General features: G+C 68.0%; 12 protein-coding genes and 1 pseudogene. 8 read left to right on the forward strand and 5 right to left on the reverse strand.

Annotated features, from left to right (window positions below):
* Positions 1–33 precede the first annotated feature (33 nt).
* Positions 34–1,047, forward strand: coding sequence for a cytochrome-c peroxidase (locus ACZ0AE_RS15400; RefSeq protein ID WP_463601527.1), 1,014 nt, complete (start codon positions 34–36; stop codon positions 1,045–1,047).
* Between the two features lie 9 nt (positions 1,048–1,056).
* Here ACZ0AE_RS15400 and ACZ0AE_RS15405 read toward each other — a convergent pair whose 3' ends face one another.
* Entirely contained in the window at positions 1,057–1,890 is an 834-nt protein-coding gene (locus ACZ0AE_RS15405; protein ID WP_463601528.1) for a DUF3014 domain-containing protein, read from the reverse strand.
* A 210-nt stretch (positions 1,891–2,100) separates the two neighbouring features.
* Here ACZ0AE_RS15405 and ACZ0AE_RS15410 point away from each other — a divergent pair, with 210 nt between their 5' ends.
* Positions 2,101–2,811 carry a glutathione S-transferase gene (locus ACZ0AE_RS15410; RefSeq protein WP_463601529.1) on the forward strand — a complete coding sequence of 237 codons (711 nt, stop codon included), beginning with the start codon at positions 2,101–2,103 and terminating at the stop codon, positions 2,809–2,811.
* Between the two features lie 80 nt (positions 2,812–2,891).
* Here ACZ0AE_RS15410 and ACZ0AE_RS15415 read toward each other — a convergent pair whose 3' ends face one another.
* Positions 2,892–4,502 carry a SulP family inorganic anion transporter gene (locus ACZ0AE_RS15415; RefSeq protein WP_463601530.1) on the reverse strand — a complete coding sequence of 537 codons (1,611 nt, stop codon included), beginning with the start codon at positions 4,500–4,502 and terminating at the stop codon, positions 2,892–2,894.
* 362 nt (positions 4,503–4,864) lie between these two features.
* On the reverse strand, positions 4,865–6,586 hold the full coding sequence (locus ACZ0AE_RS15420) for a thiamine pyrophosphate-dependent enzyme (protein WP_463601531.1): 1,722 nt from the start codon (positions 6,584–6,586) through the stop codon (positions 4,865–4,867).
* A 75-nt stretch (positions 6,587–6,661) separates the two neighbouring features.
* On the opposite strand from ACZ0AE_RS15420, the gene ACZ0AE_RS15425 reads away from it, so the two are divergent.
* The gene (locus ACZ0AE_RS15425) at positions 6,662–6,994 is read left to right on the forward strand and encodes a hypothetical protein (RefSeq protein WP_463601532.1); all 333 of its coding nucleotides are present in this window, start codon (positions 6,662–6,664) and stop codon (positions 6,992–6,994) included.
* A gap of 15 nt (positions 6,995–7,009) precedes the next feature.
* Positions 7,010–7,321: a hypothetical protein gene (locus tag ACZ0AE_RS15430; protein WP_463601533.1), complete on the forward strand. Its 312-nt coding sequence runs from the start codon at positions 7,010–7,012 to the stop codon at positions 7,319–7,321.
* A 7-nt stretch (positions 7,322–7,328) separates the two neighbouring features.
* On the opposite strand, the gene ACZ0AE_RS15435 is transcribed toward ACZ0AE_RS15430, so the two are convergent.
* Together ACZ0AE_RS15435 and ACZ0AE_RS15440 are read right to left on the reverse strand one after the other, a co-directional pair.
* Complete coding sequence (locus ACZ0AE_RS15435) at positions 7,329–8,186, reverse strand: SH3 domain-containing protein (RefSeq protein WP_463601534.1); 858 nt, start codon at positions 8,184–8,186, stop codon at positions 7,329–7,331.
* A gap of 35 nt (positions 8,187–8,221) precedes the next feature.
* Positions 8,222–8,704, reverse strand: a complete 483-nt coding sequence (locus ACZ0AE_RS15440; RefSeq protein WP_463601535.1) for a DUF3574 domain-containing protein — start codon at positions 8,702–8,704, stop codon at positions 8,222–8,224.
* A gap of 238 nt (positions 8,705–8,942) precedes the next feature.
* Between ACZ0AE_RS15440 and ACZ0AE_RS15445 the strand changes: the two are divergent.
* From ACZ0AE_RS15445 to otsA, 4 genes and pseudogenes are all read left to right on the forward strand, one after another.
* Positions 8,943–11,392 (forward strand): annotated as a pseudogene (locus tag ACZ0AE_RS15445) (TonB-dependent receptor plug domain-containing protein).
* Positions 11,393–11,623: 231 nt separating this feature from the next.
* Positions 11,624–12,382: a trehalose-phosphatase gene (gene otsB / locus ACZ0AE_RS15450; protein ID WP_038691895.1), complete on the forward strand. Its 759-nt coding sequence runs from the start codon at positions 11,624–11,626 to the stop codon at positions 12,380–12,382.
* A 99-nt stretch (positions 12,383–12,481) separates the two neighbouring features.
* Positions 12,482–14,263 carry a glycoside hydrolase family 15 protein gene (locus tag ACZ0AE_RS15455; RefSeq protein WP_463601536.1) on the forward strand — a complete coding sequence of 594 codons (1,782 nt, stop codon included), beginning with the start codon at positions 12,482–12,484 and terminating at the stop codon, positions 14,261–14,263.
* Positions 14,260–15,624 carry an alpha,alpha-trehalose-phosphate synthase (UDP-forming) gene (gene otsA, locus ACZ0AE_RS15460; RefSeq protein WP_038686655.1) on the forward strand — a complete coding sequence of 455 codons (1,365 nt, stop codon included), beginning with the start codon at positions 14,260–14,262 and terminating at the stop codon, positions 15,622–15,624. Before ACZ0AE_RS15455 ends, otsA begins: the two co-directional genes overlap by 4 nt.
* Positions 15,625–15,638 lie beyond the last annotated feature (14 nt).

Genomic DNA, 15,638 nt, shown 5'->3' on the forward strand with positions numbered 1-15,638 from the left:
GCCGGCTGCGGGCCGACGCTGCCAGACACGCCGATGCCCAGCGCCGTGTGCCTGCGCTATCGCTACACCCAACCCACCGCGCAGTGGCCGGCGCCGCACATCGACCCCGGCGTGGCCTGGCAGGAACTGGCCCCGCTCGGGCCACCACCGCAACCGCGCGACAATCCGTCCACGCCGGCCAAAGTCGCCCTGGGCCAGCGCCTGTTCAACGACCCGCGCCTGTCGCGCTCGGGGCAGATCGCCTGCGCGAGCTGCCACGAACGCGACCTCGGTTTCGCCGATGGTCGGCGCGTGTCGTTCGGCCACGACCGCCAGCCCGGCCGCCGCAATGCCCCCAGCGTGGCGATGGCCGGTTACGCGCACACGCTGTTTTGGGACGGTCGCGCGGCCACGCTGGAAGACCAGGCGCTGGAGCCGATCGCCGACCCGAAGGAAATGGCCTTCCATGCCGAGGATGCGGCTACGCGCGTGCGCGCCGATGCCGACTACCGCACGGCCTTTGCCGCCGTGTTCGGCGATGACCGCGTGGATACCCGCCAACTGGCCCAGGCCATCGCCGCCTTCGAGCGCAGCCTGGCCCCCTCCCGCAACCGTTTCGACCGCTTTCTCGGTGGCCAGTCCAGCGCCCTGGACGACGCGCAGCTGCGGGGTCTGCACCTGTTCCGCACGCGCGCTGGCTGCATGAACTGCCACAGCGGTCCCGCGTTGACCGACAACGGCTTCCACAACCTGGGCCTGCATTTCCACGGCCGCGCGCGCCAGGACCTGGGACGTTATGAGGTGACCGGACACCCGGCCGACAGCGGCCGTTTCCGCACGCCCTCGTTGCGCGGCGTGGCCAACACCGCGCCTTACATGCACAACGGCCTGTTGCCGCGGCTGGACGGCGTGCTGGCGTTCTACAACGTGGGCGGTGGCAAACCGCGCGCGCCGGCAGGGGCTGCTGCCGACGCGTCGCCCTTCCCGCAACCGGACCCGCTGCTGCGCCCGCGCGGGCTCAGCCGCCAGGAGCTGCAGGACCTGGAAGCGTTCCTGCGCGCCCTGTAGCGCGTGCGATCAGCCGCGGCTGATGGCCGCGCGGATCGCCCGCAGCTGCTGCTTCACTGCGCGCGCCTGCGCGGCGTCCATGCGCAGCAGCAGTTTCTGCCCCACCGAGCGTGACTGCAACGCAGGATCGACAAAGCGATAGCGGCCGCGCTCATCGCGCGTCACCGCCAACGGACGCGGCGGCTCCGGTGTCTGCAGCAGGTGGTCGATCACCGCCACCAACCGGTCGTTGAAGTAGGCGTTGGGCTGGCCCAGTTCGGCATACACCTGCTGCAGCAACGGGTAGACGCGCACATAGGCCTTACCCGCTGCGCCCGCATCCAATGCAGTAAACGCCTTCACGTAGGGAGCGTAGCGCTCGGCATTGGCCTTGGCGATGTACACCGTGCCATCCATCGTCTCGACCTGCAGGCTGCCGGGCAACGCACGCACCGCCATCGCGGGCGTTGGCACGCTGGGCTTGTCGAGGTTGTCGATATGGGTGACCACGCGCTGGACCAGATGGTCGCGTAGCAGCAGTGCCAGTGCGCCGTCGCCATTGAACAGCGCGCTCAGTGTGTCGAATACCGGGCCGTCGCTGTCGGCCAACGTGGGCAGTGCCGGATCAGCCGCATCACGGGGATCGACCGGATGCTGGATGGGAGGCGGCGCCGGCGCCGCAGGTGATGCAGGAACGGGCGGTATCTTCGTAGCCGCGCCCTGTTGTACTGCCGGCGCCTGCACCGGCACCTGTATGTCATCAACAAGACCGCGCACGGTGTCGCTGAACAACCACGTTCCCGCACCGCCGATGACCACCACACCCAACACCCATGGCCAGATCGCCTTTCCGCTCTTCTGCATGTTGCCGTACCTCGCGTTTCACGTGCCTGGACACCGTATGACCCCCGCCATCGGACGGGGTTCCCCGCGCACCTGCATGACCGCAGCGCGCGCGTTGTCACCGCATCATCCCGCAGGCGCGATGAACCGCTGCCACGTGAACCACCACACGCTCACGCCCGCTTTGCATGGGCACGCCGATGCTGTGCACTGTTCTTGTGGAGCACCGTGATGCATTACGAGCTTTACTACTGGACCGGCATCCAGGGCCGTGGCGAGTTCATCCGGCTTGCGTTGGAAGATGCCGGCGCTGCTTACACCGACATGACGCGCGTGCATGGCGACGCGGTGATGCAGCCGTTCCTGCAGGGCAAGGAAGACGGCCTGCGCCCGTTCGCCCCGCCCTTTTTGAAGAGTGGCAGGCAGGTAGTCGCCCAGGTGGGCGCGATCCTCGACTACCTTGCGCCGGAGCTCGGCCTGGTGCCGGAGGCCGCCTCACGCCGGCAGCAGGCCCTGCAGCTGCAGCTGACCATCGCCGACCTGGTCGCCGAAGTGCACGACACCCACCACCCGATCTCCGCATCGACGTACTACGAAGACCAGAAGCGCGAAGCCAAGGCACGCGCCGAGGCAATGCGTGCCGAGCGGCTGCCGAAATTCCTGGGCTACTTCGAAGGCGTGCTGAAGGACAACGGCGAGCGCCATCCGCTGCGCGAGCATTCCTACGTGGACCTGTCGCTGTTCCAGCTGCTGAGCGGGCTGGACTACATGTTCCCGCGGCGCATGCAGGCGCTGTGGCCCACCGTGCCGTTGCTGCGCGCGCTCAAGGACCGGGTGGAACGGCGACCGAACATCGCCGCCTACCTGGCATCCGACCGCCGGCTGGCGTTCAACACCAACGGCATCTTCCGCCATTACCCGGAACTGGACGGCGACCGGTAATCACGACCGTTGGTCGTGATTACCCTGCTGCGATTCCGCACCGACCAACGGTCTGTGCCTACCGGGTAGTGATCGGTAGATCACGACCGTTGGTCGTGATCCACGCGCGGCTGCTTCTGCAGCGACAGCAGCGCCAGCAACCCGGCCAGTGCCACGTAGGCCCCGGCGAACTGCCACATGATGAGCTTGGGCAACCCCTCCAGCTGCCACGGCAGGTAGATGCCGCCGCGCGGGTCCACCGAGTGGATCAGCCCGAACAGGGTCAACGCCGCCGCCACCAGCAGGAACCCGGACGAGCGCAGCAACCTGCCATCGATCATCGCCACCACCGCGGCAATCCACAGCATCGAGGTGATGATGAAGCCGTTGCCCAGGGTGAAGATCACCGCCAGTTCCGGCAGGCCGTGCCCGTCCAGCGTGGTGGTCATCGCCGCCAGCTGCTCCGGCGCGATCCAGCCCGGTGCCTTGATCGCCAGCAGATAGGCCACCGAAGGCAGGAAGCCCAGCACCATCGCCCCGGCATGTTCGCGCGGGGTGGCCTGGAAGGCCTGGGTGGTGATGTCGATGGCCACGTACACGATGATCGGCGCCAGCACCGCCAGCGGCAGCCACTGCACCAGCCCGGAGATCACCCCGAGGATGCCGCCGATACCGACGAACAGGCCGGTCAGCAGCGTGTAGCCGCTGCGCGCGCCCATGTGCTTGTAGGCCGGCTGGCCGATGTAGGGGGTGGTCTGCGCCACGCCACCGCACAGCCCGGCCACCAGCGTTGCCACCGCTTCCACCAGCAGGATGTCGCGGGTGCGGTAATCGTCGCCGGCCGCGCGCGCGCTCTCGGACACATTGATGCCGCCCACCACCATCAGCAGGCCGAACGGCAGCAGCAGCGGCAGGTAGGTCATGGCCGTGGGCAGGCCGTCGATGAAGCCCAGCGTGGGCCACGGCAGCACCACCTGCGGCGGCGTCCAGGCCGGTACGTGGAAGCCCGGCGCTCCCAGCCCGGCCAGCCCCAGCCCGTAGTACAGGGCGGTGCCGAACACGAAAGCGACCAGCACGCCCGGCGCGCGGATCGGCAACTTGCGCTTGGCGATCAGCACGTACAGCAGCAGGCCCAGGGTGACGAATCCGACGACCGGCGAGCGCAGCGTTTCCAGCAGCGGCAGGAAGCCCATCAGCACGATGGCGATGCCGGCGATGGAACCCAGCAGCGACGCGCGCGGCAGCGCGCGGGTGACCGCCTCGCCGAAGAAGGAAAGGATCACCTTCAGCACGCCCATGATCACCAGCGAGGCCATGCCCAGCTGCCAGGTGGCGATCGCCGCGTCGTGCGGCGCCAGGCCCTGCGCCTTGAAGGCGATGAAGGCCGGGCCCAGCACCAGCAGCGCCATGCCGATGCTGGTGGGCGCGTCCAGGCCGAGCGGCATCGCGGTGACATCGTCACGGCCGGCGCGCGTGGCCAGCCGCCGCGCCATCCACGTATAGAGCACGTTGCCGACCAGCACGCCAAAGGCGGTGCCGGGGAACATGCGGCCGAACACCACGTCGGCCGGGAACTGGAAGATGCCGACCAGCGCCATCGCGATGAAGCCCAGGATCGACAGGTTGTCGACCACCAAGCCAAAGAAACCATTGAAATCGCCGGCAACGAACCAGCGGAGGGGTCCGGAGCGGACGGGAGCGGGGGCGGACATGCGCGGCACTGCCGTGGGGAGGGGGTAGCCGATGGTAGGGCCTCACCGCCGCCAGTAACAGGCGCATGGGTGGAACGCCGGGGGTGTACGCGTCAGCGCATACGCGCTGCCGCCCCGTGATCCAAGCGGCCATTGCATCCGGTAGTGCCGGCCGCTGGCCGGCTCCTCAGATGCATCCGGCGGTATCGGGAGCCGGCCAGCGGCCGGCACTACCTTGGTGGGTCCGACGGTGCCGGGAGCCGGCCAGCGGCCGGCACTACCGGGGTGGGTCCGACGGTGTCGGCAGCCAGCCAGCGCCGTTCCGACCAACGGTCGGCACCCACCCGGTAGGTCACCACCGTTGGTGGTGACCCTCCACGGGCTCAGGGCTTGTTGAGGAAATTGTTCGCCAGCAGATCACGCACGTCGCCCACCCGCCCGCTCAGCAACGCCTTGGCCGCATACAGCGCGGTGCCGGCCACCTGCTTGGCTTCCACCTGGGGCGGCATTACCAGCTCGGTCGGGCTGGTGTGCACGTCCAGCAGCGCCGGGCCCGGATGGGCCAGGAAATCCTTCACCGCCTGCTCCAGGTCTTCCGAGCGGGTCACGGTGCGCCCGTAGAAACCGATCACCTCGGCCAGGCGGCCGAAATCGGGGTTCTTCAGGTCGGTGTAGTTGTCGAGCAGGCCTTCCACCTTCTGCTCCAGCTCCACGAAGTTCAGCGAGCTGTTGTTGTAGACCACCACCTTGATCGGCAGGTCTTCCTGCACGGCGGTGAGCAGGTCGCCCAGCAGCATCGCAATGCCGCCATCGCCCGACAGCGAGATCACCTGCCGGCCCGGATACGCCTTCTGCAGGCCCAGCGCCTGCGGCATCGCATTGGCCATCGTGCCGTGCAGCAGGCTGGTCAGGGTGCGGCGGCGGCCATTGGTGCGGATATGGCGCAGGATCCACACCATCGGCGAGCCACCGTCGGCGGTGAACAGCGCATCGTCGTTGGCGTGGCGGTTGATCAAGGCGGTGAGGTGCTGCGGATGGATCAGTTCGCCCTCGCCCGGCTGCTCTTCCTTCTCGCGCGTGGCCAGCGCCTTTTCGCGGTGTTCGATGCACTCGTCCAAGAAGCTGCGGTCCTGCCGCGGGGGCAGCATCGGAAGCAGGGCGTCCAGGGTCGGGCCAATGTCGCCCACCACGCCCAGGGTGACCGGGTGGCGGCGCCCAAGGTGGCTGCCATCGCGGTCGACCTGGATCAGCGTGGCCTTGTCCGGGTAGTACTGGCCCCAGGCGAAATCGGCGCCGAGCAGCAGCAGCGTGTCGCAGGCCATCAGCGTGTGGTAGCCCGATTCAATCCCGAAGATGCCGGTCATGCCCATGTTGTAGGGGTTGTCATGCTCGACGAAATCCTTGGCCCGCGAGGTGTGTGCGATCGGCGCCTGCAGCCGCTCGCCCAGCGCCACCAGCGCGTCGTGCGCATGCTCGCAGCCAGCCCCTGCGTAGATGCCCACGCGCTTGCCGTCACCGATCAAGGCCACGATGCGCTGCAGCTCGTCATCGCTGGGGCGCAGCACCGGCTGGGTGTGGTGCACCGAGAACGGCACGTCGTGCTTGACCATCGCTTCGCTGATGTCGGCCGGCAGGATCACCACGGCCACGCCGCGCCGGCTGATGGCCGCCTGGCAGGCCAGCGCCACCACGCGGCGCGCCTGTTCGGGGCTGTGCACCTGCTCGCAGAACACGCTGCAGCTGGCATACACCGCCTTGAAATCGACCTCCTGCGGAAACTCCATGCCCAGCTCGGCAGTAACCACCTGGCTGGCAATCAGCACCATCGGCGCGCGGTTGCGGTTGGTCTCGAATACACCATTGATGAAGTGCAGCCCGCCCGGCCCGCACGAACCGGCGCAGGCGGTGAGCTGCCCACTGATCAGCGATTCGGCGCCGGCGGCGAACGCGGCCACTTCCTCATGGCGCATATGCACCCACTCGATATCGCTGTGGTGGATGGCATCGGTGACGTAGTTGAGGGTATCGCCGACGATGCCGTAACAATGACGGACACCGGCAGCCTGCAGGGTTTCAACCACGATCTCGGCAACGCGCTTGCTCATGGGGGAACAGCCTTGGACGGGGGACCCCCAGCCTAGCCAGCCGCAGGTGATCTTCCTGTAGGCAGGTGGCGTGAAATGCCTATACATTGGCTGGCCCGTTCACTGGCCTTCAGGCTCATGCAGATTGCGCTGCGCTGCGCCACCACGCAGCAGTTCCTGTCCTTCCATGAGCAGCAGTGGCTGCACGCCATCGACCCGGCGGCACACCCGTGGCTGGCGCAGCTGCTGCGTGCACCCCGCGGCGGTGTCGCGCCCGATGACCTGCCGGCCGCGATGGACGAACTGCTGGCCTGCCTGGCCTTGCAGGACTCCACCGATACGATCATCCGCCGCAGCGGCCTGCGGCTCCTGCTGTTGCTAGCCACCGGCCAGCGCCAAGGCCAGCCGGTGAGCTGGCAGCACCGGTGAGCCCGGGAGGCGCGCATGGCATTTGACCTGTACCTGGACGACGCCGGGCCGCGCATGCGGCATGCGTGGATCGACACCCACGAAGAGGCCATTCTCAGCCCCGACACCAGCCGCTACCCGCAGCTGAGCCGGCTACAGCAGGAGTTCTACGGCGCGCCGCGTATTTCGCCGGGGCAGGCCGCCGCGCTGGTGCAGGAAGTGATCGACCGGTTGCTGGAGCAACCCGATGGCGCGGAGGGGCCGTTGGCCGAGGTGGGCCTGCGCCTGATCCTGCTGTTCGACCAGGCGCAGCGCCACGGCCTGCATATCCAGTGCGAGGGCGACTGAGCGTGGCTCAGGGGTTGGCGTTGACCCAGCCCAGAATCTCGCCCCGGGTCGGGTTGGCGTAGCGCACCTTCACCCAGCCGTCCTTCTCGTCCAGCAGTTCCACCCGGTCCTCGCGCACCAGATAGCGGCGGGTGGCGGTGTCGCCGGGACGGGCGTACAGCGGCAGCCGCGCCGGCACCACCTGGCCGCTGAAGGCCAGCAATCGCCGGTCACTACGCGGTGCCACCAGCCCGTCGGAGATCGCTGTTTCCAGCACCTTGCCGGTAGGGTCATACGTGGTCCAGACCGCCATCGGGCCACTGTCGGCGGTCTGCTTGACGAAGATCGTCGCCTCCAGCGCGTCGCCCAGCATCAGCGTGCGCTCGGCGCGGTACAGGTAGAGGCGCCCGTCGTGGTAGCGGTATTGGTCCACGTACCACATCGGGCCACTGCGGCAGCTGCTGCTCAGGGTGCGGTTGGCCGCGTCCACGTCCAGCCCCATCAACCCACCGCATTGTTCGTGCGAACTGGCGGGTAGTGCCAGTGGCACGAACCGCGCCTGCGGGATGTCGAACCGGTAGACGGCCACCGCTTCGTTGACCTGCCCCACCGAAGCACGCGCCACCAGCTCGGGACGGCCATCGAAATCGACGTCCAGCTGGCTCAGGCGCGCGCCGCCGTCGGCATCGGCCACGCCGTCCAGCCGCTGCTGGCGGCCTGACGGCAGCAGCAGCGCCAGGGTACCCTGCGTTTCCACCCGCGCGGTGGCCACCTGGTACGGCCCGACCACCATGCGCAGCACTGGGTCATCGGCGGCCGCCGACACACCCATCCACAGCAGCGCGGCGCACAGCACCGCGTAACGCCCGCCCTTGACCTTGTTCATCGTTGCATCCTGCCGCGCCCCGCGGGCGCACTGGATCAGAACGATACTTCAACCGCCTGCTGCGCCCACAGTACCGACTGGTGGCCGGTGGCCTGCTTCCAGGCCAGCCGGATCGCTTCGATGTCGGCGCGGCGCTGCGGGGTGTTCTCGTGCAGCACCACCAGCACCTTGGTGCGCAGGCGGTTGGGCTCGGCCGCGCCGCGGAACAACCACTGGCCATAGGCGTCGAACACGGTCAGCCCGTCGGGAAAGCGCGGGGTGACCTGCTTGTCGAGGAAAGCACGCCACTGCGTGTCGGTGATCGCGTCGGTCTGCGTGCGCTCGGAGGCGCCGCTTTCCTCGCCCACGCCGAAGTACAGCTCGCTGCGCACCCACCCGGCGGCGGCATCCGGGCGGGCGGCATCGCCCTGCAGGGTGGCGGTGGCCGTGGCCGGCGGGGCCGGCTTGGCGGTGGGCGCGGCGGTGGCGCAGCCGCTGGCGGCCAGCACCAGGGCGAACAGAACAGCGTAGGACTTCATCGAAAGGCTCCAGGAAAGCAGGCGTACAGGGGGAGGAAGGGTGCAGGACATCCGATGCCTGCATGGATCACCAGCGGTTATCTGTTGATGACCATAGGCAATGGGACTTGCATCACATCGGCCATCACGCCAAGATAATATATCGCTTCATCCGGATGGATTGGTAGTGCCAACCACTGGTCGGCAACGCCAGCTCCCCCCGCCCCTCCCTCCCCCTCGTCGTCCTGCTGGAGTCCGCATGTCCCGTCCGTCCGCGTCGCGCCTTGGCCTTGCCATCGCGCTCGTCCTCTCCTCCCCCTGCTCGCCCAGGACGTACATGCGCAGGACGCGCCCGGCTCGGCCACCACGCTGGACACCGTCATTGTCACCGGCACCCGCGCGGTGGACCGCACCGTGCTGGAGTCCACCTCGCCGGTGGACGTGCTCACCGCCGAGGACATCCGCAAGGCCGGTGTGGTCAATGGTGAACTGGGTAGCGCGCTGCAGGCGCTGCTGCCCTCGTTCAACTTCCCGCGCCAGTCCAACTCCGGCGGCGCCGACCACATCCGCGCCGCGCAGCTGCGCGGCCTGTCGCCCGACCAGGTGCTGGTGCTGGTGAACGGCAAGCGCCGCCACAGCAGCGCGCTGGTCAACACCGACAGCAAGATCGGCAAGGGCACCACGCCGGTGGACTTCAACGCCATCCCGATCAGCGCGATCAAGCGCATCGAAGTGCTGCGCGACGGCGCCGGCGCGCTGTACGGCTCCGACGCGGTGGCCGGGGTCATCAACGTGATCCTCGACGACGCCCCGGAAGGCGGCGCGTTCGAGGCCAGCTTCGGTGCCAACCACACCGACCTCAAGCCGATCGACCGCACCATCACCGACGGCCAGACCAGCTACGCCAGCGCCAAGGTCGGCACCCGGCTGGGCGATGAGGGCGGCTTCCTGCGCGTGGGCCTGGAGCTGAAGAACCACGAAGGCACCAACCGCGCCGGCTTCGACCAGATCCCGCCGTGGGACCAGAGCGCCACCAACCTGGCCCTGCAGGGCAAGCGCAACTACGTGCTGGGCGACGGCAAGACCAAGGATCTGAACGCCTGGATCAATACCGAGCTGCCGTTCGGTGAGACGTCCAAGTTCTACTTCTTCAGCACCTTCAACCAGCGCGACAGCGAAGGCGCCAACTACTTCCGCTACCCCGACAGCGACGCCAACTGGGCGCAGGTGTACCCGAACGGCTACCGGCCGATTTCCGAGGGTGAAAACCGCGACGTGCAGGCCGTGGCCGGCGCCAAGGGCCAGTGGGGCGAGTGGAACTACGACGCCAGCCTGGACTACGGCACCAACAGCTTCACCTACCGCCTGCGCAACTCGCTCAATGCCTCGCTGGGCCCCACCAGCCCAACCCGCTTCAAGACCGGCGATTACCGCAACGAGCTGACCGTGGCCAACCTCGACCTGGGTCGGGTGTTCAGCCAGGGCGAGAACATCACCCACAGCCTTGGCCTGGGCGTGGAGGCGCGGCGCGACCACTACCAGACCCGCCCGGGCGACCCGAGCAGCTATGCCGCCGGCCCGTTCACCGACCGCCCGACCGGCTCGCAGGCCGGCGGCGGCCTGACCCCGCAGGACGCCACCACGCTGTCGCGCGACGTGGCCAGCGCCTACGTCAGCCTGTCCAGCCAGTTCGGCGAGCACTTCTCCAGTGACCTGGCCGCGCGTTACGAGCACAGCGACGACTTCGGCGGCGAGCTCACCGGCAAGCTCGGCCTGCGTTACGAGTTCGCCCCGGCGTTCGCGTTGCGTGGTGCGATCTCCAACAACTTCCGCGCCCCGTCGCTGGCGCAGATCGGCTACGAATCCACCTCCACCGGCTACAACGCGGCCGGGCAGCTGGTGCAGGGCCGGGTGCTGTCGGTGAACAACCCGATCGCGCGCGGCCTGGGCGCCACCGCGCTGAAGCCGGAGAAGTCGCTCAATACCAGCCTGGGCTTCACCAGCCGCATCGGCGACCACTTCGATGTGTCGCTGGATTTCTTCCAGATCGATATCGACGACCGCATCGCGCTGTCGGAAAGCATCACCGGCGATGCCCTCACCGACTACGTGCAGCAGCAGTTCGGCGTGGCCGGCCTGCAGAGCGCCAGCTTCTTCGTCAACGCCGCCGACACCCGCACCCGCGGTGCCGAGCTGGTGAGCAACTGGCGGCAGTCGCTGGGCAACGGTGAGCTGGTGCTGACCGGCACCTACGCGTACACCAAGACCACGCTGAAGAACGTGCTGGCCACGCCGGCCAGCCTGCTCGCGCTGGACCCGGACTACGTGCTGTTTGGCGTGGAGGAAACCAACACCCTCACCGACGCCACCCCGCGCACCCGCGGTTCGGTGGCGGCCAGCTGGAGCAATGACCGCTGGTCGCTGAGCAGCCGGGTCAACCGTTATGGCAGCGTCACCCGCGTGTTCAACTTCGGCGACGGCTTCATTCCGCGCCAGACCTACGGCGCCGAGTGGCAGCTGGATGCGGAAGTGGAGTTCAAGATCACCCCGCAGTGGAGCGTGGCGGTGGGCGGGCAGAACCTGACCGACAACTACTCGGACCTGTCCAACGACGATATCTACTACTACGGTAACCTGCCGTATGACGTGTTGTCGCCGGTGGGCAGCAACGGCGCGTATTACTACGGACGCGTGCGGTATACGTTCTGACCGGGGGTGCAGCCGACCAACGGTCGGCTCTACCGTATTGTGCAGCCGACCAACGGTCGGCTCTACCGGGCGGTGAACGGGAACAGGTAGAGCCGACCGTTGGTCGGCTGCTCTGATCCCGGCCGCCATACATGCGCCGCGGCGGAATGCACCGCCGCACCGCGTGTGAAAACAACGCGCCGCGCCATGCCATGACCTGACGATCACACCCACGCTGGCATGTTGGCGGGCATGGCCAACGACCTCCCCCCACGTCCGCCGCCGCCGTTGCTGGACGATGCCTGCGCGTTGTTCCTCGACGTGGATGGCACCCTGATTGAATTCGAACGCGACCCCGAAGCGGTCACGCTGCTGCCGGAAGTGCGTGATGCGATCGGGCGCATCAGTGATCGCCTGGAAGGCGCGGTCGCGCTGATCAGCGGCCGTCCGCTCGGCCAGCTCGACGATCTGTTCGCCCCCCTGCACCTGCCTGCCGCCGGCCTGCACGGCCACGAGCTGCGCAGTGCCAATGGCCGCCTCGACAGTCCCACGGACACCACCGACACCAGTGAATGGCTGCACGCCGTGCACCAGCAGGCCATGCGGTTCGCGCACGGCCATCCCGGCGTGCTGGTCGAAGACAAGGGCCGCAGCTTGGCCCTGCACTGGCGTGGCGCGCCGCACGCAGCCAGCGACGTACGCGCGTTCGCCGAGCGGCACATCCGCGGCAATGCCGGCTACCGCCTGCAACCTGGCGACCACGTCGTGGAGTTTGTTCCCGAAGGCAGCGACAAGGGCCGCGCCCTGCAGCAACTGATGCAGCACCCGCCGTTCCGTGGCCGCCTGCCGGTATTCCTGGGCGATGACCTCACCGACGAGTTCGGCTTCGATGCGGCCAATGCGCAGCATGGCTGGAGCGTCCTGGTGGGCGCGCGCAGCCCCAGTGCCGCCGTGTTCGCGCTGCCGCACATCCGCAGCGTGCATGCCTGGCTGCAGGAAAACGCCTACTGATCCTTCCCGCCGCCCGCGCCACACTGCGCGTGGGCGCCCCATCCAACGTGCCGCTGGCCTTGCGTGCAGCGGCCTGCCTTGAGCGAGATTGCAGTGCCCATGAAACAACCTGATCTGAATCTTGGCGTGGTCGGCAATGGCAGCTTCGGCGCCCTGATCGACCAGCAGGCGCGCGTGGTGTGGAGTTGCCTGCCCACCTTCGACGGCGACCCCACCTTCTGCGCCCTGCTCAGCCCCAACCAGAACGAAGGCGGTGATTTCGCGATCGAGCTCGAAGACCTGGTCGGCACCGAGCAGAGCTACCTCACCAACACCGCGATCCTGCGCACCGTATTGCACGACAAGCACGGCGGCGCACTGGAGATCATCGATTTCGCGCCGCGCTGGCGTCAGAACGACCGCTTCTACCGCCCGGTCAGCCTGATCCGCCAGGTGCGCCCGCTGGCTGGCAACCCGCGCATCATCGTGCGCGCCCGCCCGCTGGCCGACTGGGGCGCACGCGTGCCGGCCTCCACATGGGGCAGCAACCACATCCGCTGGGAGCTGCCCGACCACGTGCTGCGCCTCACCACCGACGTGCCGCTGCGGTTCGTGCGCGACGGCCTGCCGTTCGTGCTCAGCCACCCGGTGCACCTGGTGCTGGGCGTGGACGAATCGTTGAACCGCTCGCTCAGCGGGTACGTGCAGGAGTCCTTCCAGCGCACCCGCGACTACTGGCGCGAATGGGTGCGCTACCTGTCCATTCCGCTGGAATGGCAGGACGCGGTGATCCGCAGCGCAATCACCCTCAAGCTGTGCCAGTACGAAGACAGCGGCGCGATCATCGCCGCGATGACCACCTCCATTCCCGAAGCGCCCGGCAGCATCCGCAACTGGGACTACCGCTACTGCTGGCTGCGCGATGCCGCCTTCGTGGTGCGCACGCTCAACCGGCTCGGTGCCACCCGCACCATGGAACAGTTCCTGGGCTACATCTTCAACCTGGCCACCACCGATGGCAGCCTGCAGCCGCTGTATGGCATCGGCTTCGAGGCCAAGCTGGAGGAAACCGAAGTGGCCTCGCTGGACGGCTACCGCGGCATGGGCCCGGTGCGGCGCGGCAACCTGGCCTGGGTACAGCGCCAGCACGACGTGTACGGCAGCGTGGTGCTGGCTTCCACGCAGCTGTTCTTCGACCAGCGCCTGCAGGACCCCGGCGACGCGCACACCTTCGCGCGACTGGAGCCACTGGGCGAGCAGGCCTTCGCCCTGCACGACGTGCCCGATGCGGGGCTGTGGGAATTCCGCGGCCGCACCGAAGTGCACACCTATACCAGTGCGATGTGCTGGGCCGCGTGCGACCGGCTGTGCAAGATCGCCATCCGCCTGAAGCTGGACGACCGCTCGGACTACTGGCGCGACCGTGCCAACACCATTCACGCGCGCATCCTGCATGAAGCGTGGAGCGACGATCTGGGCCATTTCACCGACACCTTCGGTGGCCACCGCCTGGATGCCTCGTTGCTGTTGCTGGCCGACATCGGCTTCATCGAAGCGCACGATGCGCGCTTCATTGCCACCGTCGAGGCGATCGGCCGCGACCTCAAGCACGGCAATGCGCTGTACCGCTACGTCGCACCGGATGACTTCGGCGAGCCGGAAACCAGCTTCACCATCTGCACCTTCTGGTACATCGACGCGCTGGCCGCGATCGGCCGCATGGACGAAGCGCGCGACATGTTCGAGACCCTGCTGGAACGCCGCAACCACTTGGGCCTGCTCTCCGAAGATCTGGCGTTCGACAACGGGGAGGCCTGGGGCAACTTCCCGCAGACCTATTCGCACGTAGGCCTGATCACCGCAGCGATGCGTCTGTCGCGCAGCTGGCAGGAAGCATCATGAGCCGGCTGGTTGTTGTCTCCAACCGCGTCGCGGCACCCGGCGTGGCCGCGCCCGGCGGGCTTGCAGTAGGGCTGCTGGCCGCGCTGAAGGAACGCGGTGGCCTGTGGTTCGGCTGGAGCGGCAAGTCGGTGCGCGACGCCAGCGGTGCGCTGCATGAGCAGACCGAGGGGGACATCCGTTACGTCACCATGGACCTCAACAAGCCCGACGTGGACGGCTACTACAATGGTTTCGCCAACCGCACGCTGTGGCCGCTGCTGCACTTCCGCCTGGACCTGGTGGACTACGACCGCGCCACGCGCGAAACCTACCGCCGGGTCAATGCACTGTTCGCCGAAAAGCTGGCGCCGCTGCTGCGCGAAGACGACATCGTGTGGATCCACGACTACCACCTGATTCCGCTGGCCTCGCTGCTGCGCGAGCGTGGCATCGGGTGCCGCATCGGGTTCTTCCTGCACGTGCCGATGCCCTCGGCCGACCTGCTGCAGGCCATGCCCGACCACCTGCGGCTGTTTTCCAGCCTATACGCCTACGACCTGGTGGGCTTCCAGACCCAGCGCGACACCGACCGTTTCCAGTCCTACGTGCGCCTGTTCGGGGGCGGCCGGGTGTTGTCCGATGGCGAACTGGAAGCGCCCGGTGGCCGACGCTTCCGTGCCGCCGCCTTCCCGATCGGCATCGATACCGGCCACATCGAGCGCCAGGCCAAGGCCGGCGCCAACAAGCCTGCCGTGCGCGACCTGCGCAACAGCCTGCGCGACCGCCAGCTGGCCATCGGCGTGGACCGGCTGGACTATTCCAAGGGCCTGCCGGAGCGCTTCCAGGGCTTCGAGCGGTATCTGGAACGCCATCCCGACCAGCGCGGCAGCCTTACCTACCTGCAGATCGCGCCGGTGTCGCGCGGTGATGTCACCGAGTACCGCCAGCTGCGCGGCCAGCTGGAACAGATCGCCGGGCACATCAACGGTGGCCATGCGGCACCGGACTGGACCCCGCTGCGCTACGTCAACCAGAACTTCACCCATGCCACCCTGACCGGCTTTTACCGTGCGGCGTCCGTGGGCCTGGTCACCCCGCTGCGCGATGGCATGAACCTGGTCGCCAAGGAATACGTGGCCTCGCAGGACCCGGAGAACCCCGGCGTGCTGGTGCTGTCGCTGCTGGCCGGCGCGGCCGATGAACTCAAGCAGGCGCTGCTGGTGAACCCGCACGACCTGGACGGCGTGGCCGATGCAATCGCCACCGCCGCCACCATGCCCCTGCGCAAACGCACCGAGCGTTGGCAGGCCATGATGGAGCACCTGCGCACTTACGACATCAACCACTGGCGGCAGACCTACCTGCAGGCGCTGGAGGGCTGATCGCGGACCCAGTG

Source organism: Stenotrophomonas sp. AC248, assembly GCF_979258185.1.

What these genes read in the sequence shown, in the direction of transcription:
- ACZ0AE_RS15455 (WP_463601536.1), top strand. Translation starts at nt 12,482, where the DNA reads ATGAAACAACCTGATCTGAATCTTGGCGTGGTCGGCAATGGCAGCTTC.
- ACZ0AE_RS15405 (WP_463601528.1), bottom strand. Translation starts at nt 1,890, where the DNA reads ATGCAGAAGAGCGGAAAGGCGATCTGGCCATGGGTGTTGGGTGTGGTG.
- ACZ0AE_RS15430 (WP_463601533.1), top strand. Translation starts at nt 7,010, where the DNA reads ATGGCATTTGACCTGTACCTGGACGACGCCGGGCCGCGCATGCGGCAT.
- otsB (WP_038691895.1), top strand. Translation starts at nt 11,624, where the DNA reads ATGGCCAACGACCTCCCCCCACGTCCGCCGCCGCCGTTGCTGGACGAT.
- ACZ0AE_RS15425 (WP_463601532.1), top strand. Translation starts at nt 6,662, where the DNA reads ATGCCTATACATTGGCTGGCCCGTTCACTGGCCTTCAGGCTCATGCAG.
- ACZ0AE_RS15410 (WP_463601529.1), top strand. Translation starts at nt 2,101, where the DNA reads ATGCATTACGAGCTTTACTACTGGACCGGCATCCAGGGCCGTGGCGAG.
- ACZ0AE_RS15435 (WP_463601534.1), bottom strand. Translation starts at nt 8,186, where the DNA reads ATGAACAAGGTCAAGGGCGGGCGTTACGCGGTGCTGTGCGCCGCGCTG.
- ACZ0AE_RS15440 (WP_463601535.1), bottom strand. Translation starts at nt 8,704, where the DNA reads ATGAAGTCCTACGCTGTTCTGTTCGCCCTGGTGCTGGCCGCCAGCGGC.
- otsA (WP_038686655.1), top strand. Translation starts at nt 14,260, where the DNA reads ATGAGCCGGCTGGTTGTTGTCTCCAACCGCGTCGCGGCACCCGGCGTG.
- ACZ0AE_RS15420 (WP_463601531.1), bottom strand. Translation starts at nt 6,586, where the DNA reads ATGAGCAAGCGCGTTGCCGAGATCGTGGTTGAAACCCTGCAGGCTGCC.
- ACZ0AE_RS15415 (WP_463601530.1), bottom strand. Translation starts at nt 4,502, where the DNA reads ATGTCCGCCCCCGCTCCCGTCCGCTCCGGACCCCTCCGCTGGTTCGTT.
- ACZ0AE_RS15400 (WP_463601527.1), top strand. Translation starts at nt 34, where the DNA reads ATGCCCAGCGCCGTGTGCCTGCGCTATCGCTACACCCAACCCACCGCG.